This window comes from Bacillus sp. FSL K6-2841 (genome assembly GCF_037976435.1).
GTDB classification, from domain to species: Bacteria; Bacillota; Bacilli; order Bacillales; family Bacillaceae; genus Bacillus; species Bacillus pumilus.
Map to the genome: position 1 here is coordinate 3,352,736 of NZ_CP150266.1, position 23,098 is coordinate 3,375,833.

The following is a 23,098-nucleotide window of genomic DNA, read 5'->3' on the forward strand; positions in this document are numbered from 1 at the left end:
CGTCACCCTTCTTCGCTCTGATCATATTTGGCACGATACCAATTGATCGTTTTTTCAATACCTGCTTCAAATGACGTCTCCTGCGTCCAGCCAAGCTCCCGTTTTAGCTTACTGGCGTCAATCGCATACCGCCGGTCATGTCCTTTACGGTCCTCAACAAACGCAATACGGTCATGACTGATCCCGAGCTGCGTCAGTATGGTTTTGGTCAAATCGAGATTCGTTTTCTCGTTGCCACCGCCGATATTGTACACCTGCCCAGCTGTTCCGTTTTCAAGAACCTGCTTTACAGCTCTTGCATGATCCTCTACATACAGCCAATCACGAATCTGCTGGCCATCTCCATAAATCGGGATTTTTTCTCCATTGATTGCTTTTCTAATAATCGTCGGTATTAATTTCTCTTCATGCTGATGCGGTCCGTAGTTGTTGCTGCATCGTGTGATCATTGCGGGTAATTGGTGAGTGTGGATATAAGATTTTACAAGCAGGTCTGAGCTTGCCTTGCTTGCTGAATAAGGATTATTCGGTGAAAGCGGTGTTTGTTCTGTGAAAGCTGGATCATTCAGTTCTAAATCTCCATATACTTCGTCTGTTGAAATATGAATCAGTTTTTTCGCCTTGCCCTTTAAAACTGCCTCCAGCATACGATAGGTACCGAGGACATTTGTTTGAATAAAGGGCTCTGCCGATTCAATACTGCGATCAACATGGGATTCTGCTGCAAAATGAATGATCGCATCATAGACTTCATCAAACGCTTGATCCAGCTCATGTTGAAGGGTGATATCCCCTTGAATAAAACGAAAATGAGACAGCTTTAATAATTCATCCATCTCCTCTGGATGACTGGCATATGTTAACTTATCAAAAACAGTGAGCCGGACATCTGTTTCCTGAAGCAGCAGTTTCACAAAATTCAGTCCAATAAATCCCGCTCCGCCTGTAATTAAATAAGACTTCGTCATTCGTATCCCTCTTTTTTCTTCATCGTTTCAAACATTTTCGTCGATGCTTGGTGGAGAGATTCATGTGTTCCTGCATCAATCCACCACCCTTTTAACATATCATAGGTCAGCTGGCTATTTGAGATATAGAGATTGTTTACATCTGTAATCTCTAATTCGCCTCGATCTGACGGTGAGATTTTCTCAATATATTGAAAGACTTCTTGATCATAAAAATAGATACCCGTGACGCAGTAGGATGAACGCGGATGCTCCGGTTTTTCCTCAATTGATAATATTCGCTGGTGGGCAGCATCAATTTCTGCAATACCAAACCGCTTTGGATCTGTCACTTCTTTCAACAGAACCTTCGCACCGCTTTCTTGCTGCTGAAAGGCTTCAACAAAAGGAGTTAGCGAATCCTCAAATACATTATCACCAAGCATTAGCACAAACTTTTCCCCTTCTACAAAGGGCTTTGCGTAGGATAAGCCGTCTGAAATTCCAGAAGCTTCTGGCTGTACCTGATACACGATGTTCATCCCCAGTTCCTCATCGCCTTCAAGCAGCTTTTGAAACAGCGGGATTTGTTCTGCTTGTGATATGACCATTACTTCTAAAATCCCCGCTTCTTTCAATTTGAACAATGACCAATAAATCATCGGATATGGGCCAACCGGCAATAAATGTTTATTGAAAATCTTCGTTAAAGGTGCCAGTCGTGATCCCTTTCCTCCTGCTAAAATAACTCCCTTCACATCTACACATCCTTATGTTCTTTTTGGTGATGATTCATGAGGTATATAAGAATGTTTTTCACTCGTTCGGTTCCTTTTCCATCAATGAGTGACCGTCCATTGAGATGAATGCTCCTGCGAAGAAAGTAGCTGCCGGACAGTCTTCGCACAGCACGCCATATATCCTTTTCATTCACAAGGCTACCCAATCCAAGATGGTGACAGGCTCCCTTTTGTGCAAAACGAGTGGCTGTTACTGCTTGGTGGTCTACTTGTGAAAGGACAATGCTGGGCACCCCGATACAAACAGCCTCATATAGCGTCATCCCGCCAGCAACAATCGCTAAATCGGCTTCGGCAAGATGGGCAGGTAATTGATCCGTATGGCGAATGAATTGAATATGTGCAGCCTCGATTTTCTCTTCGATACGAGAGGCTTTTCCTGTAACCGCTAGAATGTGTAAATGGCTGGCTTCGAGAAGTGCTGATACAGCTTTTGTTAATAATCCGCCTGGATCACTGCCCCCAAGGCTGATCACCACCTTCTTACATTCTTTGCGAACCTCATATGTGTCTTTTAATTTGCTGATCTCGTGATCTAACAATAAATAAGGTGTTCCATAAAAGTAGTCCGTTCCATTTACTTGCAGGTGCTTTTCATCCAGTCCACCATAAATGCCGTTTATGACAGCATCAGCAAGCTGGCAAGCTTCTGCTCTTTCTTCTTCAAATAAGACCAGTTTTGCATTTCTGAAGGACGCTTTGATCGATCGAAGGAACTGAAGGTCACAATCAAGAACATCGATCAGCAGAAGATCAGGATTTAGCTCTTTTATGTCCTGCTCCATTTGAAGAAATACGTTTGATTCCTGCACCAAATGAACGTGCCATGCTGAATGCGAGAGCATTTCTACACAAATCTGTTCATTTGTATAGAAATATAAGTCGTTTCCTTCTTGAATCAGTTCCTTTGCCAGACGTTTCATTCTAACGATATGCCCCATGCCTCTCAAAAAACCACCGTACACAACAATCATGATTTTTTTGTTCATTCAGCATCCTTCTGTCTCACAAATTGATTCAACCGAACCATATTAGGATCTTGTTCACAAATGGTGATGAGTTCAGCTGTAGGCACTGCAATAGACCCGCCGGCTTTTTCAAGTAAACGGGTGGCAAATACGTAATCTTCTTCTGTATCAACCGTGAATCGATAAGCAGGATATGCGAGTTCTTTGGGCGGTGTGAATAATTGCAGATGAAATTGCTCAGGGTGCTTTCGGATATACAGCGTGACATGCTCACGCTCCGGCTGCGTAAGGGGAAAATTGTCGATTTCACATAAGATAGTTGCGTTGATCATTTCCCCGGAAATACCGAGTGGTGTTCCAGTCGTATACGTGTAATCAGCCTTCTTCTTTCTATGTTCTTCAAGCATTTTCGACAAAAGCGCTGGATCTATAAATGGATTATCTCCCGTTAAACGTACAATGGTTTGTGGTTCAAAATGTTGAGCTATCTTTGCGAATCGCTGCAATACATCCATCTCACTGCCACGAAATACCTTATAGCCCTTTGATAAACAATAATGAGCCAATAGATCATCTTCTGCTTCGACTGTTGTGGCGATCATGAGGTTTTGCGTCTTGTGATTGTAATGATTTGATTGCTTTACACGTTCAACAATGAAATCGATCAATGCCATACCACCGATCGGCTTCATCACCTTTTTTGGCAGTCTTGTTGAGCCCATTCTAGCCTGTATGACAAAGAGCACATCATTGATCATTTGTAGACTCCTGCATGAGCACATCTTTCCACGAAACCCCTGTATGGGCTGGAATGTCTCTGACAGCCTTGGCACCAATTAAAGTCTCCATGTACCGCGGATGAAGACCTTGGCTTTTTTGTCCTGGACGTAATACGGCTAGATTTTCTTCAGTCAAAGTCTCGCCCTTTGCAATCCCTTTTATCGTAAAAATCCCTCGATACGCAAATTCACGAATCTGCCCTTCAATGGCAGTTGTTGTTTTAAAAGAACTGCCAAGGAGCTCCTCTGACACAGAATGAGCGTCTGTTTCTGATTGATTTCGGTCCTTTTCCGCCGCTCGAATATACTGAACCATTTCCTTTAATTCTTCGGGATCGAGCGCAAAGGAATGATCGGCGCCAGGCAGCGTCTTATCAATCGTAAAATGCTTTTCAATTATGGCTGCCCCAAGTTTCACAGCGGCAACAGGGGCTTCAGTAGGATGCTCACTATGATCGGAAAAGCCGATGACTGCCTCAGGAAAAGCGGAGGCTAAGGTTTGGAGCACACGAAGATTCGTGTAAGCTCTGGGCGCCGGATACTTTGCGACGCAATGCATGATAGCGACCTGATCGTTTTGCTCGCTTGTAATCGCCTCATATGCTTCATGAACATCTGCAATAGTGGCCCCGGCAGTTGAGAAAATGATGGGCTTTTGAAAAGAAGCTGTATGTCGCAAAAGAGGCAAATGATTGATTTCATAGGATGCTAGTTTGAAAGCTGGCGGATCGGTTTGATTTAATAAATCCGCAGATTCCTCGTCACACACTGTGCTTAAAAATATCAGCCCTTTTTCCTTACAGCGGGTTAATAACACCGGCAGCCATTCTGGCGGCAGCTCCATTTGTTCGACTAAGGAAAAAATGGACACCTCTTCTCCCTTGGCTGTCTCGTATAAACCTGGTTCCTTTTGATACATCCGATCAGCTTGAAACATTTGAAATTTCACTGCATCGGCACCTGCTTCTTTTGCCACATCAATTAAAGCAAGCGCCTGATCCAGCTTTCCATCATGGTTAATGCCCGCCTCTGCAATGATAAAGACAGGCGCTCCATCCCCCACTTTGCGATCTCCAATGTAGAAATGCGCCATCTTACCTCTCTCCTTTTTTCGGCCATACATGGTAATACAAAAAGGCATTTTTTGTTCTAAAGCCCAGCTTTTCGTACAGCTGAATAGCGGTTGTGTTATGCATCTGAGTTCCTGCAGACATAAACCGATGTCCTCTCTCATAAGAGGCTTTCACCATCGCAATCACCAGCTTTTTTCCGAGCCCTTTTCCTTGTGCATCCGGTCTAATGGCTAGTAAATCAAGCACCAGTTCATCGTCCTTGATCACCCCTTGGATCAAACCAACGACTTCATCGTTCACCTTTGCCGCGATATTGATATCTGCACGTCCGAGCAAATTATTTTTCATCCATTCTTGAAAGAAATGCTGGACGGCACTCTGGTCTAAAAAAGGATCAAGCGCATACCTGCTTTTCACAAAAGCCTGATAAGCGAGTGAGACCGCCTCATCGTATTCCTTTTCATTCGGCAGACTGATGACCACCTCTTCACCTGTTGATGGCATTTCCATGTGAACAGGCGGCGCTTCAAGACGAGTAAGACCGCCCACATAGTACACATGTGACAGCCTTTGGACGATGCGGTTTTTTTCAACATCCGCCGCTTCAAGACGTAAAAAGAAAAAATCGCATTTTTCTGATCTCATCCAATTGATAAAGCGCTCCATTAATTCCTGAAAAGCAGATGCTGACTCAGCTTCTGCAAACTTCACATGAAAAATATGCTGATCAAATATGCCACTTTCCCATTTTGACCAGTCGTATAACAGCACCGCTTTGAGCTGGGCGCCACTGACAAGACCAAACTGTTTGAAGCCTTTCATTTGTTCAATTTGTTGACCATAATTCTCAAGCCAAGCGGACAGCACCTGATCGTCTATTGCATGAACAGCCTTCATGAAGATGCCTTCTGTTCTTTTAAAATAGACAGCACCGCAGTGATGACATCCTGCACATCTTCATCTGTCATACTGGGGTAAAGGGGGAGTGAGAGGGTCCGCTTGTAGTACGCAAGTGACTCTGGAAAATCCTCTGGTGAATAGTGGTAGGTTTGTTGATAGTATGGATGCATATGAACAGGGATAAAGTGAACACTCGTGCCGATCTTATAGTCTTTTTGCAGCTGATCAATTAGCTCATCGCGTGTGATGAATGCTTCTTTCGGGTCCACTTGCAGTACATATAAATGCCATGCATGTCTTCCCTCATGATGCACTGGCGGCAGGATCAGCCCTGCTTCCTTTTGAAATGCCTGATTGTATGCTTTCGCAATGTGTTCTCTCCGTGCCTGCATATCATCTAGACGGCTTAGCTGGACAAGCCCTAACGATGCCTGCACATCAAACATGTTCATTTTATAGCCAGGTTCCTCGACCTCGTAGTACCACGTTCCTTTTTCTCCATAACGATTCCATGCTCCTTTGCTCATCCCATGGAGTGCTAGTCTTCTGATCCGAGCGGCAAGTGCATCATCATTTGTCGTCAGCATGCCGCCTTCCCCGGTCGCTATATTTTTCGTCGCATAAAAACTAAAGGCAGTCGCATCACCAATCGCTCCAATCGGCTGCCCGTGATACGTCGTATGCAGAGCATGAGCGGCATCCTCGAGCACAAATAGATCGTACTTTTTGGCAATGGCTAAAATCCGGTCCATATCGCACGATTGACCAGCAAAATGAACAGGGATAATCGCTTTTGTATGTGGTGTAATCGCCGCTTCTAGTCTCTCTGCATCGAGGTTGAGTGTCGCTGGGTCAATATCGACAAATACAGGAGCTGCCCCTGTATGAATGATCGTATTGGCTGTTGCGCAAAATGTCAGAGGCGTTGTAATCACCTCATCCCCATTCCCAATCCCTCTAGCTTTTAAGGCTAAAAATAAAGCAGCCGTACATGAATTGACAGCGATCGCATGTTTTGCACCGGTCAGCTGTCGAAACTCTTCTTCGAACTGTCTGACTTTTGGTCCGGTTGACAGCCAGCCTGATTTTAATGTTCCAATGACTTCGTCAATTTCTTCCTGCTCAATCAACGGCAGGGCATAAGGAAGAAATTGTTCTCTCTTTTTTTCCATATCGCTTGCACACCCCTATCTTCATCTCTGAAAATCTACACCTGTTTTTGTTTTAAGCAGAGAAAGCAGAACATCAGTCGATCGCGCATGCGGATAATGTTGTTTAATGAACTTAGCTCCTTGCTGCTTTGCCAGCTTCATCTCTTGATCATCCGACAAAATACGAATGGCTTTCTCAGCCAGTTCAACAGGGTTTTCCATCTGATAGCTGCCAAGCGACTCGTAATAAGGGTATCTTCTGCCTTCTGTCATTTTCCCGATCAGCACACTCTTTTCAAAGAGCATCGCTTCAAGACCGACGGTTGATGTGAGCGTAATGACCATATCCATATATGGCAATAGGTCATACAAGTCGATTTCTTTTTTAATCAATCTCACATGATTTCCTGCTCGTTCAATGGACATATACTCATTTAATCGATTGCGGGCAATTTCCCACGGATGCGGCTTCATGATCAACTGAATGTCTTTCCGTTTTGCAATCGTTTGAAGCACATCACCATAGAAAGCTTCTGAAAACGGCTGCGTCGCCACAAGTACGGTCTTTTTGGCAGGATTGAAGTTCAATTTACGAAAGATGAGTTCCTGCTGAAGCGGCGTTCGATCCTTCACCAAATCAAACCTCGGATGACCCGTGATCTCCACCTGTTCCGGCTGACAGCCTTTGTCTACATACCAGTCTTTTTCATACTTTCCAAACACCCCGTGGCACGTCGTGAAAATTGGTAAAAAGGCTTCGTCTCCCATCAGTGCGCCGTGCTGAAGACAGATACTCGTGAGCTGACGTTTCACAGTTTGCAGTGCAAGTACCCGGCTGTATGCATCCTCCGTTGTCCCCACAATGATAGCTGCAATTGGCTCCATCTGAAAAAGCACTTCTGTCTGGTCTATCACATCAATAAATTGCACAATGTCCTTCCGAAGCTTTTCTCTAAAAAAGACATTGCCAAAGACCGGGTGCTTTGCGTAAGGTTTAAGGAGAGCATTTGCTTTCTCAATATATTCAGCATGGGCTTCTTTATTAACCTCTCCAGCTAATTCAGGCTTGCTGATGACAGGTAAACCGAAATAGTCTGCCTTCTTCCAGCGAGCAAGCACCACGGTTTGACTCGGATGGAACCGCGTGTAATTTTGTTCAGTAAAACGCAGATGTTCAAAGTGAAGCAAGACCTTTCCATTCGCCGGACGATACGCAATACGCTTGATCTGTTGCTTATGTTGATCAAAAAATGGCTGAATCTCTTCCGGCAGCGGACAATCGGTTGTCAATTCTTGACCGAATGCTTCATCCTCCATACGTTCCCTTACCTCAGGACTGATATATTGATAGAAATTGCTGATCAACCCAAGAGGAATTTGTTGATAGGACAAATCCTTCATGAGATTTACAAACTCAAAGTACACCTGCCAATAATGATGAATATAGTGCGACACTTAAGGTCACCTCCCATGTTTTTGTTTTAATATGCGGCGGAGCTCCCAGCAGGTAGACTGCTCAGGAAGTGCTTGAATAAAGGCATTTTTCTCTTCTTCCGCCAACTGATAGTGAATGGACTGTTCTGTGATGTAATTTGTATCTAACACTTCATCATAGGGATAGAACGGATAAAAATGATTTAATCGAAAAAAGAAACGGGCATCCCCTATTCGATAAAAATGCGGACTCTCGTCCCAGTAAGACCCAAATTCAGCATGAATTTTTGTTAAAATCGAAGCACGATGAATGACCGAACAATGATCTATTGCACAAGGTGCATTCCATTGCACCGTTTGCGCAGGTCGAATCGTTTCCTTTACTGGCTCTTTTTCACTATTTAAATAGATTACTTTTGAAGCAGAATAGACAATATCTTCACCTGGTCGAGCATCTAGATAATGTGTGAGCTTCTCTAAACGGTCCGGGGCATAGACATTGTCATCTGTGGCATAGGAAATATACTCTCCCTTTGCTAGTTCTAATGCTTGATTAATGAGGACGGCGTATCTGGTTTTCGCTGTTCTCTCCTCCAGCGATTTGACACCGCTTTGGATAAAATGAACACGGGGATCATTGCGAAAGGGCTCAATCGCGGCAAGGGTTTTTTCGTTTGAACCATCGTCCATGATAAATAGTTCAAAATCTGACAGCGTCTGCTGCAAAACCGCTTCAATCGATCTGCCGACGTAAGCCGCCTTGTTGTAGCTCGTCATAATGACAGTTACTTTTGTCAAAGTTTTCACCTCGGTCTCTTTCAAACTATGTTTATCATATGTGTCTCCTCTTAAAGAGACTGTAGAGTGACCTATTTTTTATAAAATTGTATTTTTTATTGTTTTATCTTTGAAAAACGTGAACTTTTTGGTAATATAAGTAATCATTTGTGTGTATTAAAGGAGTAAAGAACATTGGAAGCTATGAAGAATGATCACTCCCAAGAAGAGGAAGCAAAAGGTTTTTTTCGTTTTTTCAAAATTTTCGTCGCAACAAAAACAATTATTCGCTCATATCAACATTCCTCTATTCCCATTTGGCTGATGATGCTCCTTGCAAGTATCGCTGGTACAGGCTGGGTCTACGAAGGGTATTTTAGCGATTATATGGGCAATCATATTCCATTCCCTTTTATTCTGTTACAAGGTGCGGGATATGGTATTCTCGCAGGCAATCTCGGTCTATTTTTCGGTGTACTCATCCTAAAGTGGTTAGGGCGTCTTTTTTTCGGCAGTCAAGCGGCATATCGAGATGTACTCAAAGCCTTCACGCTGACGACCTTTTTCCCTTCCGCTTTATTTGCACTTAGTTGGATTTTCACGATTGGAATGCTTGGTCCGTATACGTTTGTCAAAATCTCACCCTATTTAGATCAGCATTATGAGGTTTGGTATTATCTTGATCTTTTGACACTGATTGAGGCTTATGCAAAGACGTGGATATTTGGAATGACGGTTTTAGGTATTGTCGCTGTGATGAAGCTCAGATTATGGCAAGCCTTTCTCATTGTGATCACACCGCTTGCGGCATGTTTTCTCATCGTGACACTTTCATTTGATGTCCAGCGCGCTGTAAATTGGATGATGTAAGGAAGGTTGCACATCATATTCGTAAGCAGCGAAGCGCAGAACTGGCAAAGAATGCGGGGTTAGCCCGCGCCTAAGGAACTGCACCGCAGTTCCTTTTTTTCGTTCAATGTACATATTCTGCCCTCCTGTCTCATAGTGTGAAAGAGAGAAAGAATGCTATGGAAACAACAGGTGCTTAAGTGCCTTCTGTTTAGAACACCATGAGGAAAGAGGAGGAACGTTATGAAATTGAAAAATCAATTTGGGCAAGGTTCGGGTTTCGAAGGTCAAGATTTTCGCCAGCAACAATATGGAGCAAATCCGTATCCTGCGCAGCAGATGGGTTATTCAGTCCCTCCCCAAACGCAGGGTCAAATGCAAGGACAAATGCAGCAGGGATTTTCACCAATGCCGTCTACTGGTTCTTCACAAGGGGGGCAGGGCATGCAGAGCAGCGGGCAGCCTTATCAAATCCCTTCTGGCCCGATTTATCAGCAGAATGTCACTGGTCAGCTGCCAATCGAGCAGTCCTATATTGAAAATATTTTACGTTTGAACCGTGGCAAGGTAGCCACGATTTATATGACGTTTGAAGCAAGTAAGGAATGGAACTCGAAGATTTTCAGAGGCGTCATTGAAGCTGCAGGACGTGACCACATTATCATTAGTGATAACAAGACAGGAACACGATACTTACTATTAACGATCTATCTTGATTACATTACGTTTGATGGGGAAATTCAATACGACTATCCATACTCCATGTCCACGTATTCTCCGAGGTAGACAATGTCACATATCGCAAAAGCAAGGAGCAGGCGCCCTTGCTTTTTTCTTTTGACTAGGTTTTTGTCACACCTCTCAGGCGCTGCTCATAAGATGCCTAGTAGTTTTTATCAAACACCTAGAGGTGACATTCATGACTGTTGAGCTGGATTATACATCACCAAATGTTAAATATTCATACGATCTAAATCAAAGCCCACTTGTGAAATACGATCAGCATAACCTGATTAACGTTTTAGGAAAAAAGCAATTAAACTCGTTGGATCAAGTATCCCTGCTGGATATATATTTGAGTAAAAGCAAAGTCGTAGAGCCTCATTATCATCAAAATGCCGCAGAGCTTGTTTATTGTATAGCCGGTTCTGCTGCCGTCTCAATGCTGAATCCATTTACAAAAAAACTGCACACCTATACCATCACCCCTGGACAGGTAGCAAACGTACCTCAAGGCTGGTGGCACTACGAAGTTGCCCTTCAAGACAGGACTCATTTGTTAGCCATTTTTAACGCATCTACGCCAGAAGTGATCCTGGGCTCAGACCTTCTCACCCTCACCCCTGCTCACATCATGGCACATACGTATTGCATGAACGAAACACAGTGGAAACAGGCGATTCAACCTGTGAAGCCAAGTGTGTTTATCGCGCCATTTTGCCACAGAGAAGAGGAAGCACAAACGAACCCTGTCCCTCCGTCTCACTACATCCCTTATTATCAAGCACCGCCAAACTACGCCCCTTACTGGAATTAAGAAAAAAACCGATGCCCCTCTCAGAGCATCGGTTTTTTGGCTTATAAATTTTTTGCTGCTGCAATGACAAGCATGATCCAAGAAGCGATAAATGCTACTCCGCCAATTGGGGTAATGGCACCTAGAATCTTCACCTGAGTTAATGCCAGAACATAAAGGCTACCTGAGAAGAAAAGGATGCCTGCAAGCATTACCCAGCCAGCGGTTGGAACTAGAGAAACACCTGACAGCTTATCAGCAAGAAAAGCGACAATAAATAGTCCTATCGCATGGAACATTTGATATTGAACCCCTTTGTTCCAAATCTCTATATACTTTTCAGGAATTTTCCCTTCAAGACCGTGCGCACCGAAGGCTCCGAGTCCAACAGCTAGCATCGCATTAATCGCACCTAAAATGAAAAATAGTTTCATTCGTCATTCTCCTTATCTCGTCAATTATGTTTATCATAGCGCGTGTGACAGACGATATTCAACTTTCCGTTTACGTTGACACGAGATTGTCGGATTTCTTTTTCTTTCGTAACAGAACTTGATCGACCGCGATCGCAATGAGTGTACCTAGTACAAGTCCATTGCTTAATAATGAAATAAGCACAGGATGCATGCCTTTCAAGGCTCCCTGCGGTACAAACATCGCCCCTACACCTGCTAAAACGGCAATTCCTAGGACAAAGCGAATACGCGGAATTTCTTCTTTCTCATACTGATCGAACTCAGACATCGCAATACCAATCATTGAGGAGAATACCACAAAGTTTACAGCAAGCCCCACAGGTGATGGCAATGCGGAGAAAAAGCTCATGAGCAGCGGGAATAAACTAATGAGTACAATGAGCAGACTTCCTATGAAAAATGGCTTTCTCGATGGAATTTTCGTTGTCTGGATAAATCCTGCTGCCCCGGAAATAGGTACAGGCGCAATCGCTCCGATCAATCCGCTCAGTAAGTGGCCAAATGCTGCGACAAAACCAGCCGGACGAGCTCTCTTCCGTTCACGCAGTTCACCAAATGCCTTCACTGAACTTTCCACAATTCGAATACTTGCCAGCATGTTCACAATGAGTAATATCGTAATGAAAAAGGACGTGACAAGCAATCCGCTGTCAAATACCGGCATTCCGAATGGGAATAGTTTCGGAAACTCGATGATTTTCTCTGGAATTCGAACCGGCTTTGCCAGCCCGAGTAGAGCGAATAACAACCAGCCTCCTGCAAGGGCAAACAACACAGAAAACTGTCTTAAGTAATGCCATTTTGAGCGGCTGATCATGAAGGTCAGAACAATAATCAAGATCGATAGGCAAAAGACAAGCCCGTCCACCTGATTTCCCCGATAGCCGATGCCCATCAGCCCTTTCATGATCGGCTGACTTAACTGCACGACTAATAATAGCAAGTAAATACCTGTGACGACTGGCGTAAATAAAGACGCGAGCCAATTGATGATTTTAAATAAACTAAAAATAAAAAAGAAAGCGGCACTAAAAATTAAAGCTCCTTGTAGTGCTTGCAGAGTTTCAGGATACGTTGCAAAGATGGTTCCTGTCATACCTGCATAAAGGGTATACACACCCCACCAAAGCCCTGCTGGACTTTCATTGATCGGCAGCATATGGCCGCATAAACATTGCACCATCGCCACAAGACCAAGTGAAAAGAATGTACTTTGAATCAGCTCCGCTGACTGCACTTGGTTCAACTCAAATGCTTGTGCAATCGCAATTGGTACAGCAATAGAAGCTGCGATAAAAAATGCCATCCACTGAATGGCGCCCAAAAATAGTTTCAAACCGATCACCTTCCCTTTGTCGTGACAAGACCATTAAAAATCAAAGATAGAGTCGCCGTTCCCGTCCTTCTCTTTTTGCCCCTCTTCTTGATGCTGAAATTTCTTCGCACCACTCGCACCCATCAGTTTCTCAAGCATGGCTTGATTTGAGGATATGGGCGGCGTGGACGGTGTCTGTATTGAAGAAGGTGGCGAGATAACCGGCGCTTGCGGCATTTGCACCTGTGATGGTGCATCGAGAATGACATCACATAGTGAAGAAATCGCCGCCACTTGACGTTTCACCTCTTCATCATTTCCACTTTGTTTCGCCTTTTGAACCGCTTCCTCCATTTTTTGAAGCAGGCTTGATATATGAATATTCAAGGGTAGACCCTCCAATCTAAAAAAGTCTCTTTTCAACATTATTTTACCAAATGAACAAACGAAATGGGTTCATTTTTTCAAAGCAGTCTGCTCCCGCCTCTCTTATTTGACCCGACATAGCCCTTCACACATAATAAAAGAAACAACATCGTTTATGAAAGGATTGAATAATGGACAAACTCACTGCTCTTTTTCAGAAACAAAAAGTCTTTCAAAAGCGGCTGGTTGAAGAACGCATCCGTCTTCTTAAAGACTTAAAAGCAGCCATCAAACAGCATGAGAAAGATATTTTACAAGCCTTGGCCCATGATTTACATAAATCCGAACAGGAAGCCTACACAACAGAGATCGGGATGGTGTATGAAGAAATCAATCATACCATCAAGCACCTTCACAAATGGGCGAAGCCAACACGCGTGAAAACACCCCTGACTCATATTGGATCAAAAAGCATGATCATCAAGGAACCTTATGGAAGTGTGCTCATCATTGCTCCTTGGAACTATCCTTTCCAATTGGCCCTTTCTCCATTAGTTGGTGCCATTGCTGCGGGTAATGCCGTTATTTTAAAACCGTCTGAGCTAACGCCGCAAGTTTCAGAAGTAATCAGTACAATCGTGGAACGTGTATTTCAAGAAGACCATGCAGCTGTCGTAGAAGGCGGAGTAGATGTGAGTACAGAGCTGTTGAAACTGCCCTTTGATTATATCTTCTTTACAGGAAGTCTGGCAGTCGGCAAAGTCGTCATGGAAGCCGCCGCAAAGCATTTGACCCCAGTCACACTTGAGCTTGGCGGAAAAAGCCCTTGCATCGTCATGCCTGATGCAGATATCAAATTAGCGGCAAAGCGAATCACGTTCGGCAAATTTACCAATGCTGGTCAAACGTGTATTGCACCAGACTATCTGCTTGTTCATGAATCCATTAAAGAGGATCTTTTGCGGGAAATGACAGCCTGTATCCGTGACTTTTATGGCGAACAACCGGAAACACATCCGCACTTTGGGAAAAATGTCAGCCAGCGTCATTTTGACAGGCTCTCACAATTCCTCTCAAATGGAACGATCGTCACGGGGGGACAGCGCAACGAAGACGAGCTCAAAATCGCTCCGACCATTTTAGACCACATCACATGGGAAGATCCCGTCATGCAGGAGGAAATTTTCGGACCGATTCTGCCTGTCATGACCTTCGAATCTCTGCACGAGGCAGCACATATGATCAAAGCAAGACCGAAGCCGCTTGCACTTTACTTATTTACAACAAGCAAGGAAACAGAATCCTATATCCTAGACCATCTCTCATTTGGCGGAGGATGTATCAATGACACGCTCATGCATGTCGCTACTCCTTACCTGCCATTCGGAGGCGTGGGTGAAAGCGGCATAGGACGATATCACGGGAAAGAAAGCTTCTTTACGTTTACGCATGAAAAAAGCATCCTGCGCCAAACGAATCGCTTCGATTTTTCCTTCCGTTATCCAAATGCGAAAAACGGACTCGATTTGGTTCGTAAATTTTTAAAATAAACAGGACGAAGGGTCTCTCCCCTCGTCCTCTTTTTATTCAATATCTTGGATACACCAATTGATTTCTTCAATCCCCATTTGATTTAAATACGCGTTTACCTTTGAGAACGGACGACTGCCAAAAAAGCCGTTTCTTGCAGAAAAAGGACTTGGATGAGGTGACTCAATGATGTAATGCTTGTTTTGATCAATGCGTTCTTTCTTATTTTGAGCATGTCTTCCCCACAGCACAAAAACGACGGGCTGATCACGTTCATTCAGCACATCAATCACGCGGTCTGTCACACGTTCCCAGCCCTTGCCTTTATGAGAGTTCGCCTCGCCCTTTCTCACGGTCAGCACAGTATTTAAGAGCAGCACACCTTGCTCAGCCCAGCTCACAAGTGAGCCGTGATTTGGAACAGGACAGCCAAGATCATCCTTTAGCTCCTGAAAAATATTTCTCAACGATGGCGGATGCTTCACGCCAGGCTGAACTGAAAAGCTTAATCCATGTGCCTGACCTGGGCCATGATAAGGGTCTTGTCCCAAAATCACGACTTTGACTTCTTCATAAGACGTCAAATGAAGCGCACGATAAACGTCATCCGGTTTCGGAAAAACGGTCTGCGTGCGGTATTCCTCCTTCATCCATTCACGTAATTCTTGATAATATGGCTGTTCAAATTCACTTTTCATCACAGCCCACCAGCTATCATTTAAAAATGGCTTCATTGGGGTTCTCCTCCTTGTGTCTGCTGTGCAAGCCTTGAGATCATCGGTTTTCCGTCCCACACAATCTCACTCTCTGATTCTCGTTTTTTCATCGCTGGTTCTTCTAATAAGACAGCAAAGTTCGCTGTTGGCAAATCGCCCAGCCCGTGCTTTTCACTGAGATCATCTAAGTAGTTCTTCCTTGTCTCACCAAGATCACTAGACTGATTCCCGCCGCCGTCAAAAAACGCATAGATCACACTGGCAGCTGGTACTCGTTTGACCCGGGCATGCTGTGTGACACGTAAGAAAAAGTCCCAATCCCAGTAATGATGCATCGCTGGATCAAAATAGCCAATCTCATCGTGTATACAGCGTTTGTACATACTGCCGGAAGGAACGTATGTAGAAAAGACACGCATATCCTCAATAGCAGCTGTATACGCAAACAGACGTCTTGACACAGGGAAGCGGGTCGCACCTTTTTCTTCAAATGATACAATTTCTGCATCAGAAAAGACAAAATCGGCCTCATCCAGCGCCTTACTCATACGTTCAATATGACAAGGTGTAAAATAATCATCGTCATCACTCAGCATGATCACATCGCCTGTCAGCTCCCGCACTCCCACATTTCTAGCATTCACATGCTGGACATTCTCATCTAAATGGATCAAGCGGATCGGAAGTTCGGGGTAGAGTTCCTGAATGATCTCGACGCGCTCTCCTGCATCATTCACAACCACAATTTCAAAAGGCTGTACGGTTTGTCTTTTAATAGATTCAAGCAGCTCACACAGTGCGCTGAGCCGGTTATGTGTCACAATTAATAAGGAAATCTTCATATTCAGCTTACTCCTTTAATAGATTCGTCTTTTTCCATTAAAACATAAAATGGCGTTCTTCTCATGATATAAAAGGCGGTTTGATATGACGGGAAAATGGGAATTTTTGATGAAAAGGAGTGATCATGATGGAATATTTCATAGTAGAAAATAGCAAAGAAGCCAACCAGACCATCGAACAAATACGTTCAGCAAAGGATGATATTTTTGTTTTTGCGTATGATCCAGAACGCTCTGATACCGTCACCGAGCATACGAATGCCAAAAGCATGACAGCGGTCGATCAAGGGATTTTAGATCAAATGGCCAATGTCATCCGCACCCGGGATGACGAGCTCATGGCCAAATTGATGTCGGTTGGCGCCGATCAGGAATTAGCTTTATCACTTTTGGACGAACTGAAAAAGGGGAAATTGGTGATTTGTAAAAGGTAAGGGGAAAGGCGTTCTTCCTAGGGTGGAACGCTTTTTTATGTCGTTTCATTGTGATAAATGGAAAAGCTGATTATAATAAGGGATAGAACAGTAACTGTTACACATCAAATTGGAGGTTCAGCAACTATGTCTATGAATAAAGCACTCACCATCGCAGGCTCGGATTCAAGCGGCGGTGCAGGTATCCAAGCAGATTTAAAAACGTTTCAAGAAAAAAACGTCTATGGGATGACAGCTTTAACCGTTGTCGTTGCAATGGACCCACATAACCATTGGGATCATCAGGTGTTTCCAATTGATACGGCGACAATTCGTGCGCAGCTCTCTACCATTGTAGAAGGCATTGGGGTAGATGCGCTGAAAACGGGTATGCTCCCAACAGTCGACGTGATTGAACTGGCAGCGGACACCATCAAAACATATGACCTAAAAAATGTCGTCATTGATCCTGTTATGGTTTGTAAGGGTGCGAACGAAGTGCTATATCCGGAGCACGCTGAAGCACTGCGCGAAAAGCTTACGCCACTGGCAACCGTCATCACGCCTAACCTTTTCGAAGCAGGTCAATTAAGCGGAATCGGTGAGATCAAAACGATCGAACAAATGGAAGAAGCAGCAAAACGCATTCACGAACTTGGTGCCAAGTATGTGGTCATCACTGGAGGCGGTAAGCTAAGCCCAGATAAAGCGATCGATTTGCTTTATGATGGACAAACCTTCGAACGACTTGAAACAGATAAGATCGATACAGATTACACACACGGCGCAGGCTGCACATTCTCAGCAGCAGTCACAGCTGAACTAGCAAACGGCTCAGACGTGAAAGAAGCCATTTATGCAGCAAAAGAATTCATCACAGCTGCCATCAAAGGCTCTTTCCAGCTAAATGAATACATCGGACCAACAAAGCATTCTGCTCATCGTTTTGATAAGTAGAATAGAAAAAACCGATTCGCCTTGTCAATGGGCGAATCGGTTTTTGTTTGTACTTACAAGCTCTTGGATACCTTCTCTATTCTCTCAATTTCATCACGTCAATCACAACGAATATTTTGATCTTTTCAATATCATCAATGGGTACAAACTTCTTGTCCTCCAAATAAATATACGTTTCTATCTTCAATTGACGTCACCTTTCATTTCATAAAAAAAGCATACCCGCATCTGGGTACACTCTTTTATACACAAGGAATACCTACTTTTGCTGATCAGATTCTTTGGCCATTTTTCGAATAAAGGCTTCAATAGATTCAACAAATAAGGCATATTCTTTCATTTGTTTATACGTACCTGACAGCTTCTCTTTTAATTCTTCCTGCTCTAGAGAAGGTTCACCGAGAATAGATTGGACTTGAATGAGCAATTCTTTATATTCTTCACGTTTATCTTCAACATGATCTGCCATTGTCTCCAAGCGTTTTCTAGTCGTCGGCTGCTGTTTTGAATTCAAGTAAACAACCCCTTTTTGTCCTACCGCATTTGGATAAACGTCAGCCTCAGCTGTATATATTTTAAAATGATACCATAATTCCACTTGTTATCATATATGTAAAACGTCATCAAACCGCTTCTGACCACCCTTGTATATACATGATATAGCCCCTAAGATACAGGTTGAATTCACTAGAAAAAAGCAGATCATTGATCTGCTTTTCTTTGTAAATGCCATGTTTTTAGTTTAAGCTTTGTTTCATTTCTGCCACTGATTGAGATTGATTTATTTCCCGGGGAAGGAAAATAACGAGCAGTCAATACTTCTCTGCCTCCGTTTACAAAAATCTCAATTGACGATGCATCGATAAAGATGTGAAGGGCATGTAATTCCTCTATTGCCACTTCTCGAACTTCTTTTGTTCGATCTTCAAATCGATCTCGCTCTAATGTCAGTTTGCCCTCATCTTTATCATAAATGATACGGGCTGCCGCTCGAATACAGCATTCAAACCCTTTTTGTGTATCAATTTGATCAATGAATAACTCTGCGCTCGTAATATCATCTACAGGAATCGATTGGACGGAGCGTTTGATATGGAAAACATGCTCCTGTTCGTTGGTTCTCATCGCCTGGAGCTCAGTAACTGGCTTTTGAATCAGATGTCCGTCTTCATCTAAACGCAGCTCTCTCGGAATGGTGAGGCAGTGTATCCATTGATACGAAATTGTTGGATGATGCTCTTCTCCTTGATCAGGCACTCCCATCCATCCAATTAAAAGTCGTCTGCCTGATTCGTCTAAAAAGGTTTGCTGCGCATAGAAGTCAAAGCCTCGGTCCAGCTCCTCAAACGCTCCGTGCGTATATTGATAAGTATGATCATCCAATTTCCCAACAAAATAACCTGATTGATGTGTATTATGATATTTTAAGCCATCCGGCTCGAGCCCCTGCGGCGACACAATCAATACATCCCGGCCATCTAATTCAAATAGATCTGGACATTCCCACATGTAGCCGAAATCCTCTAATCCATTTTTCCCACTGCCTGCAATGATGCCTTGAAACGTCCAATTGTCTAAAGTATCAGAGGTAAACAGGACGAGATTCCCTTTCAGATACAGGCTTTGTGCACCTAGAACCATGTACCACTGACCATTTCGCTTCCATACTTTCGGATCACGAAAATGGGCGGTGAATCCTTCTGGCAGCGTCGCCACGACACCTTTTTTCTGAAAATGAATGCCATCCTCTGAAACAGCTAAACATTGATACGTCTCGCGGTTTCCTTGTTCATCTCGAACGTTGCCAGTGTACATCACATACATCTGTCCATCGTCAATGACTGCACTGCCAGAATAACAGCCGTTTTGATCAAACCAATCACTTGGCGCAAGGGCGGCTTCCTCGTGCTGCCAATTCACTAAATCCGTCGATGTGTAATGGCCCCAAAATTTTGCGCCGTGACCGGTTTTGAATGGCTGCCACTGATAAAAAACGTGGTAAATCCCTTTCCACTGAATCAACCCATTCGGGTCATTTAAAAGACCAACTGGCGGCATTAAATGAAAATGCTGGCGATACACATCTTTTTTCACCAAATGCTCATAGTTTCGAATACGTTCTGCTACCTTTTGACGAAGTGCTGCGTCAGTTGTTGTCATGACTGTGACCACTCCTTGCTTATTTTTCTACTTCTTTTACTTTAAACATGATAGTGAGAGTAAATGAGACCGTAACAGCGATTAACATACCAATCACATAATTCACCACATTTTGCACACCGAATGGCGCTGCAATCGCAATCATCGGAATACCTGTTAAACCATATGCGTTGGCTGCTACCTTTGTAAAGACAACAAATGCCCCGCCTAATGCGCCTCCAATCATCGCAGCGATAAACGGCTTACGATAGCGGAGATTGACACCGAATATCACGGGCTCGGTAATCCCTAGGAAAGCTGAGAAGGCTGCAGGAAGTGCGATTTCTTTTGTTTTCGCGCGTTTCGCTAAGAAAAAGACCGCCAAGCCTGCCCCGCCTTGCGCTACGTTGGACATCGCCCAAATTGGCAGCAAATAGTTACGCCCAATATCATTCAGCAGTCCTGCTTCAATCGCATGGAAGCTATGATGAACCCCTGTGAGTACAATGAGAGAGTAGGCTCCTCCGAAAATGAGTCCTGCTAAGAACCCTGCATGATCATAAATAAATGTCAGTGCATTCGAAATTCCTGTACCGAGCATTCTTCCAAGTGGTCCAACAGCAATAAACGTCACAAATCCCGTCACAATCACCGTCACAAATGGAGTCACAAGTAAATCAATACTGTTCGGAACCACTTTTCTTAAATTCTTTTCAACAAGGCACATGATGTACACAGTCAATAACACTGGAATGACTGTTCCTTGGTAACCAAGAAGAGCAATATCAAAATTGAATAAATGCATATACTCTGGTTTCGCATCCGTCAGTCCCCACGGGTTGAGAAGATTCGGGTGAATCATAATCCCCCCAATAACGGCTCCTAAATACGGATTTCCACCAAACTCTTTCGCTGCACTGACCCCAATTAAAATCGGCAAAATGATAAAGGCTGCACTTGAGAACATATCAAGCATTTGAAAAATCGCGGAGCTTGGGTCAGCCCATTTGAAGGCTTTCATCATGCCTAAAAGCCCCATTAATAAACCGCTTGCAACAATGGCTGGAATGATCGGCACAAAAATATTTGATAACGTCTTTGCAAAACGTGCGAGTGGATTCATTTTTTGTTTCACTGCTTCATCATGGCTGACAGGTTTTTGTTTCTCGTCGTCTGTCTCAAGGCCGACCTCACGAGCAAATGGTTCATATACTTTGTTGACTGCACCCGTTCCAAAAATGATTTGGAATTGCCCCGAGCTTGAGAAAGCCCCCTTTACCCCTTCAAGTTCCTCAATGGCATCTTTGTCAATCAGTTCCTCATCTTTCATCACCAATCTGAGTCTTGTTGCACAATGCGTGGCACTGATGACATTTTCCTTGCCGCCTAATCGTTCTGTTAATTCTTTAGCTGTTTTTTGATAATCCATGTTGTCTCCTCCTTTTTTAAAGCAAAAAAGACCTAAAATTCACCAACGATAAAAGGACATACACGTCCCCTCGTTACGCAAATTTTAGGTCTTGCCTGCCTGACAGTCACAATCCCGCGATATCAAATTTTGATTACGCTTTCATCATAGTATAAGAGCGTGATATGCGTCAACCTCTTTTTTCGAATCTATTGACCCATATACACTATTTAAAGTAGTGTGCACAAAAAAAAGCCTGCATGCAGGCACAACCACTAAACCAATTCGGCATCCTGCAGACGCTGGACATGCAGCGTGATGTAGCCGATCTCCGATTCAGGGAGATGAAGTTCATATTCATTTTTCAACAAATCAGCGAGTCCACGTGCACACTGGTAAGCCAAATCATACTTTGTTTGGATAAAACTCAGCATGTCATCGTCCATGATTTGAAATGCCTCATTTGATTCCAACCTGCTTAATGCATACCTCAAATGTGTCACAAGCCGCTGATAGGAAATACTATCCTCATCAATTGAATGCTGAAAATAGCTTTCTATATGCTCGATCATTTCTTTGATCATCGTTGTATATTTCACGGTCTTTTTCATAGACTCCGTATTCATTTTGGCCGTATGAATATGGAGTGCCACATACCCTGCCTCATCGTCCGGCAGTTCAACCCCAAGCCGATCCTTTACATAACGAATGGCATACTTTCCAATATCATATTCCTGCTTATATAAGACTTTGATCTCACCAAGCAATTTATTATATAGCACAATGCCCTTTTGAATGCGTTCTATAGCAAAGGATAAATGGTCAGTCAGTGATATATGGATATGATCACTAAGCGGCATCATCAGTTCACCCTCTGCATAACTGATGATATGCTCTGCTACCTCAATATGCGCTTCGGGCAATGTCGCAAGAATTTGTTTGAATTTCTCATTTTCTTCACGCACAACAAAGATTTTCTCTATTTTTTGAACGGGAACGACGTCATTTTTCCCCTTCTGAAAAGCAATTCCGGGCCCCATCACAATTTTCTCCTGATCACCTTCCTTTACAACCACTGCATTGTTATTCAATATTTTATATATCTTCAAGGGGTATCCTCTCCCACCAGATAACGTTTCTTATGTGGGATTTTACCCTGTTTCATCTCCCATGTAAAGGTAAGAGCGGACCAGCACGCGCCTCTCTCGTCGTCTTCTCATCAAGCATCATCAAACTTTGCTTAAACGGTTTCTCTGACCTGCGCTTCTTGTTCTTTTCTTCTGCCAGCTTCTCTAGCTCTCTCTCGTTCACAACTTGAAAGAAACGATCATCCACCGCAGCCGCCTGAAAACGTTGCTGCTTCATCATCACACCAGGATTCACAAGCACATTCATCATGAAACCAAACCATACACTCAACCAGTTTTTGAATTTCTTCACTGAACATCCCTCCGCTTTTCTTAGAATCTAGCAGTTCTAGCAAAACAACTGCTCCTATCATATCCCGAGAAAAAAGAGAGGTTTGTCACAATCTGGGTGAAAAAACAAACTAGTTTTCAGAAGTTTTGTTGAAAAGTGGAGAAGATGATCATGTATGAGGGTGTTTGAATAAAAATTTTATACACACTATATCCAAAAGATAAGCACACCTTATCAACAGGGTTTATCCACATATCAACACCCTGCTACTAGATTTTGTGTATGGGATTTTTTTATTTTCCATATATATATCTAAATAATTG

25 protein-coding genes are annotated in these 23,098 nt (G+C 43.4%); 6 read left to right on the forward strand and 19 right to left on the reverse strand.

What is annotated here, in order from left to right; genetic code table 11:
- Window positions 1–2 precede the first annotated feature (2 nt).
- The 9 genes from rfbB to MHH68_RS17235 are packed head-to-tail and all read right to left on the reverse strand — an operon-like array spanning window position 3 to window position 8,850.
- Complete coding sequence (gene rfbB, locus MHH68_RS17195; RefSeq protein ID WP_339164364.1) at window positions 3–968, reverse strand: dTDP-glucose 4,6-dehydratase; 966 nt, start codon at window positions 966–968, stop codon at window positions 3–5.
- Window positions 965–1,705 carry a sugar phosphate nucleotidyltransferase gene (locus tag MHH68_RS17200; RefSeq protein ID WP_180309900.1) on the reverse strand — a complete coding sequence of 247 codons (741 nt, stop codon included), beginning with the start codon at window positions 1,703–1,705 and terminating at the stop codon, window positions 965–967. Before MHH68_RS17200 ends, rfbB begins: the two co-directional genes overlap by 4 nt.
- A 2-nt stretch (window positions 1,706–1,707) precedes the next feature.
- A complete protein-coding gene (locus MHH68_RS17205; protein WP_144461579.1) occupies window positions 1,708–2,736 on the reverse strand; it encodes a glycosyltransferase in 1,029 nt (342 codons plus the stop codon).
- Entirely contained in the window at window positions 2,733–3,473 is a 741-nt protein-coding gene (locus MHH68_RS17210; protein WP_180309898.1) for a glycosyltransferase family protein, read from the reverse strand. The genes MHH68_RS17205 and MHH68_RS17210 overlap by 4 nt, the downstream gene beginning before the upstream one ends.
- Window positions 3,463–4,587, reverse strand: a complete 1,125-nt coding sequence (locus MHH68_RS17215) for an N-acetylneuraminate synthase family protein (protein ID WP_339164372.1) — start codon at window positions 4,585–4,587, stop codon at window positions 3,463–3,465. The genes MHH68_RS17210 and MHH68_RS17215 overlap by 11 nt, the downstream gene beginning before the upstream one ends.
- A 1-nt stretch (window position 4,588) precedes the next feature.
- The gene (locus tag MHH68_RS17220; RefSeq protein ID WP_144461572.1) at window positions 4,589–5,464 is read right to left on the reverse strand and encodes a GNAT family N-acetyltransferase; all 876 of its coding nucleotides are present in this window, start codon (window positions 5,462–5,464) and stop codon (window positions 4,589–4,591) included.
- A complete protein-coding gene (locus tag MHH68_RS17225; protein ID WP_144461569.1) occupies window positions 5,461–6,639 on the reverse strand; it encodes a DegT/DnrJ/EryC1/StrS family aminotransferase in 1,179 nt (392 codons plus the stop codon). The genes MHH68_RS17220 and MHH68_RS17225 overlap by 4 nt, the downstream gene beginning before the upstream one ends.
- A gap of 21 nt (window positions 6,640–6,660) precedes the next feature.
- The gene (locus MHH68_RS17230; RefSeq protein ID WP_058013408.1) at window positions 6,661–8,073 is read right to left on the reverse strand and encodes a CDP-glycerol glycerophosphotransferase family protein; all 1,413 of its coding nucleotides are present in this window, start codon (window positions 8,071–8,073) and stop codon (window positions 6,661–6,663) included.
- Window positions 8,074–8,079: 6 nt separating this feature from the next.
- Window positions 8,080–8,850, reverse strand: a complete 771-nt coding sequence (locus tag MHH68_RS17235) for a glycosyltransferase family 2 protein (RefSeq protein WP_339164379.1) — start codon at window positions 8,848–8,850, stop codon at window positions 8,080–8,082.
- A 174-nt stretch (window positions 8,851–9,024) separates the two neighbouring features.
- Between MHH68_RS17235 and MHH68_RS17240 the strand changes: the two genes are divergently transcribed.
- From MHH68_RS17240 to MHH68_RS17250, 3 genes are all read left to right on the forward strand, one after another.
- Entirely contained in the window at window positions 9,025–9,699 is a 675-nt protein-coding gene (locus tag MHH68_RS17240; protein ID WP_339164381.1) for a YIP1 family protein, read from the forward strand.
- A 222-nt stretch (window positions 9,700–9,921) separates the two neighbouring features.
- Window positions 9,922–10,464 carry a spore coat protein GerQ gene (gene gerQ / locus MHH68_RS17245; RefSeq protein ID WP_012011646.1) on the forward strand — a complete coding sequence of 181 codons (543 nt, stop codon included), beginning with the start codon at window positions 9,922–9,924 and terminating at the stop codon, window positions 10,462–10,464.
- A gap of 133 nt (window positions 10,465–10,597) precedes the next feature.
- Complete coding sequence (locus MHH68_RS17250) at window positions 10,598–11,215, forward strand: cupin domain-containing protein (RefSeq protein ID WP_061409937.1); 618 nt, start codon at window positions 10,598–10,600, stop codon at window positions 11,213–11,215.
- Window positions 11,216–11,256: 41 nt separating this feature from the next.
- Here the strand turns inward: MHH68_RS17250 and MHH68_RS17255 are convergent, their stop codons facing one another.
- The 3 genes from MHH68_RS17255 to MHH68_RS17265 form a co-directional block, all read right to left on the reverse strand.
- Window positions 11,257–11,628, reverse strand: coding sequence for a DUF423 domain-containing protein (locus tag MHH68_RS17255; protein WP_003215282.1), 372 nt, complete (start codon window positions 11,626–11,628; stop codon window positions 11,257–11,259).
- 70 nt (window positions 11,629–11,698) lie between these two features.
- Window positions 11,699–13,006, reverse strand: a complete 1,308-nt coding sequence (locus MHH68_RS17260; protein ID WP_061409939.1) for a purine/pyrimidine permease — start codon at window positions 13,004–13,006, stop codon at window positions 11,699–11,701.
- A gap of 33 nt (window positions 13,007–13,039) precedes the next feature.
- Window positions 13,040–13,372: a YwdI family protein gene (locus MHH68_RS17265; protein WP_339164386.1), complete on the reverse strand. Its 333-nt coding sequence runs from the start codon at window positions 13,370–13,372 to the stop codon at window positions 13,040–13,042.
- A 170-nt stretch (window positions 13,373–13,542) separates the two neighbouring features.
- Between MHH68_RS17265 and MHH68_RS17270 the strand changes: the two genes are divergently transcribed.
- Complete coding sequence (locus MHH68_RS17270) at window positions 13,543–14,901, forward strand: aldehyde dehydrogenase (protein WP_339164389.1); 1,359 nt, start codon at window positions 13,543–13,545, stop codon at window positions 14,899–14,901.
- 33 nt (window positions 14,902–14,934) lie between these two features.
- Here MHH68_RS17270 and MHH68_RS17275 read toward each other — a convergent pair whose 3' ends face one another.
- The gene (locus tag MHH68_RS17275; protein WP_058013401.1) at window positions 14,935–15,615 is read right to left on the reverse strand and encodes a uracil-DNA glycosylase; all 681 of its coding nucleotides are present in this window, start codon (window positions 15,613–15,615) and stop codon (window positions 14,935–14,937) included.
- Window positions 15,612–16,439 carry a glycosyltransferase family 2 protein gene (locus MHH68_RS17280; RefSeq protein WP_144461550.1) on the reverse strand — a complete coding sequence of 276 codons (828 nt, stop codon included), beginning with the start codon at window positions 16,437–16,439 and terminating at the stop codon, window positions 15,612–15,614. Before MHH68_RS17280 ends, MHH68_RS17275 begins: the two co-directional genes overlap by 4 nt.
- Before the next feature lie 128 nt (window positions 16,440–16,567).
- On the opposite strand from MHH68_RS17280, the gene MHH68_RS17285 reads away from it, so the two are divergent.
- Both MHH68_RS17285 and MHH68_RS17290 read left to right on the forward strand, forming a co-directional pair.
- Window positions 16,568–16,873 (forward strand): general stress protein, encoded by a 306-nt coding sequence (locus MHH68_RS17285; RefSeq protein WP_169055932.1) that lies wholly within the window; start codon window positions 16,568–16,570, stop codon window positions 16,871–16,873.
- A gap of 126 nt (window positions 16,874–16,999) precedes the next feature.
- Window positions 17,000–17,809, forward strand: a complete 810-nt coding sequence (locus MHH68_RS17290; protein WP_058013398.1) for a bifunctional hydroxymethylpyrimidine kinase/phosphomethylpyrimidine kinase — start codon at window positions 17,000–17,002, stop codon at window positions 17,807–17,809.
- Window positions 17,810–18,068: 259 nt separating this feature from the next.
- Here MHH68_RS17290 and MHH68_RS17295 read toward each other — a convergent pair whose 3' ends face one another.
- The 5 genes from MHH68_RS17295 to MHH68_RS17315 form a co-directional block, all read right to left on the reverse strand.
- A complete protein-coding gene (locus MHH68_RS17295) occupies window positions 18,069–18,323 on the reverse strand; it encodes a hypothetical protein (RefSeq protein WP_058013397.1) in 255 nt (84 codons plus the stop codon).
- Between the two features lie 188 nt (window positions 18,324–18,511).
- Window positions 18,512–19,969, reverse strand: a complete 1,458-nt coding sequence (locus tag MHH68_RS17300; RefSeq protein ID WP_339164396.1) for a sucrose-6-phosphate hydrolase — start codon at window positions 19,967–19,969, stop codon at window positions 18,512–18,514.
- Window positions 19,970–19,988: 19 nt separating this feature from the next.
- On the reverse strand, window positions 19,989–21,377 hold the full coding sequence (locus MHH68_RS17305) for a sucrose-specific PTS transporter subunit IIBC (protein WP_339164400.1): 1,389 nt from the start codon (window positions 21,375–21,377) through the stop codon (window positions 19,989–19,991).
- Between the two features lie 254 nt (window positions 21,378–21,631).
- On the reverse strand, window positions 21,632–22,465 hold the full coding sequence (locus MHH68_RS17310) for a PRD domain-containing protein (RefSeq protein ID WP_058013394.1): 834 nt from the start codon (window positions 22,463–22,465) through the stop codon (window positions 21,632–21,634).
- Window positions 22,466–22,517: 52 nt separating this feature from the next.
- Window positions 22,518–22,796, reverse strand: a complete 279-nt coding sequence (locus tag MHH68_RS17315) for a hypothetical protein (RefSeq protein WP_180309883.1) — start codon at window positions 22,794–22,796, stop codon at window positions 22,518–22,520.
- Window positions 22,797–23,098 lie beyond the last annotated feature (302 nt).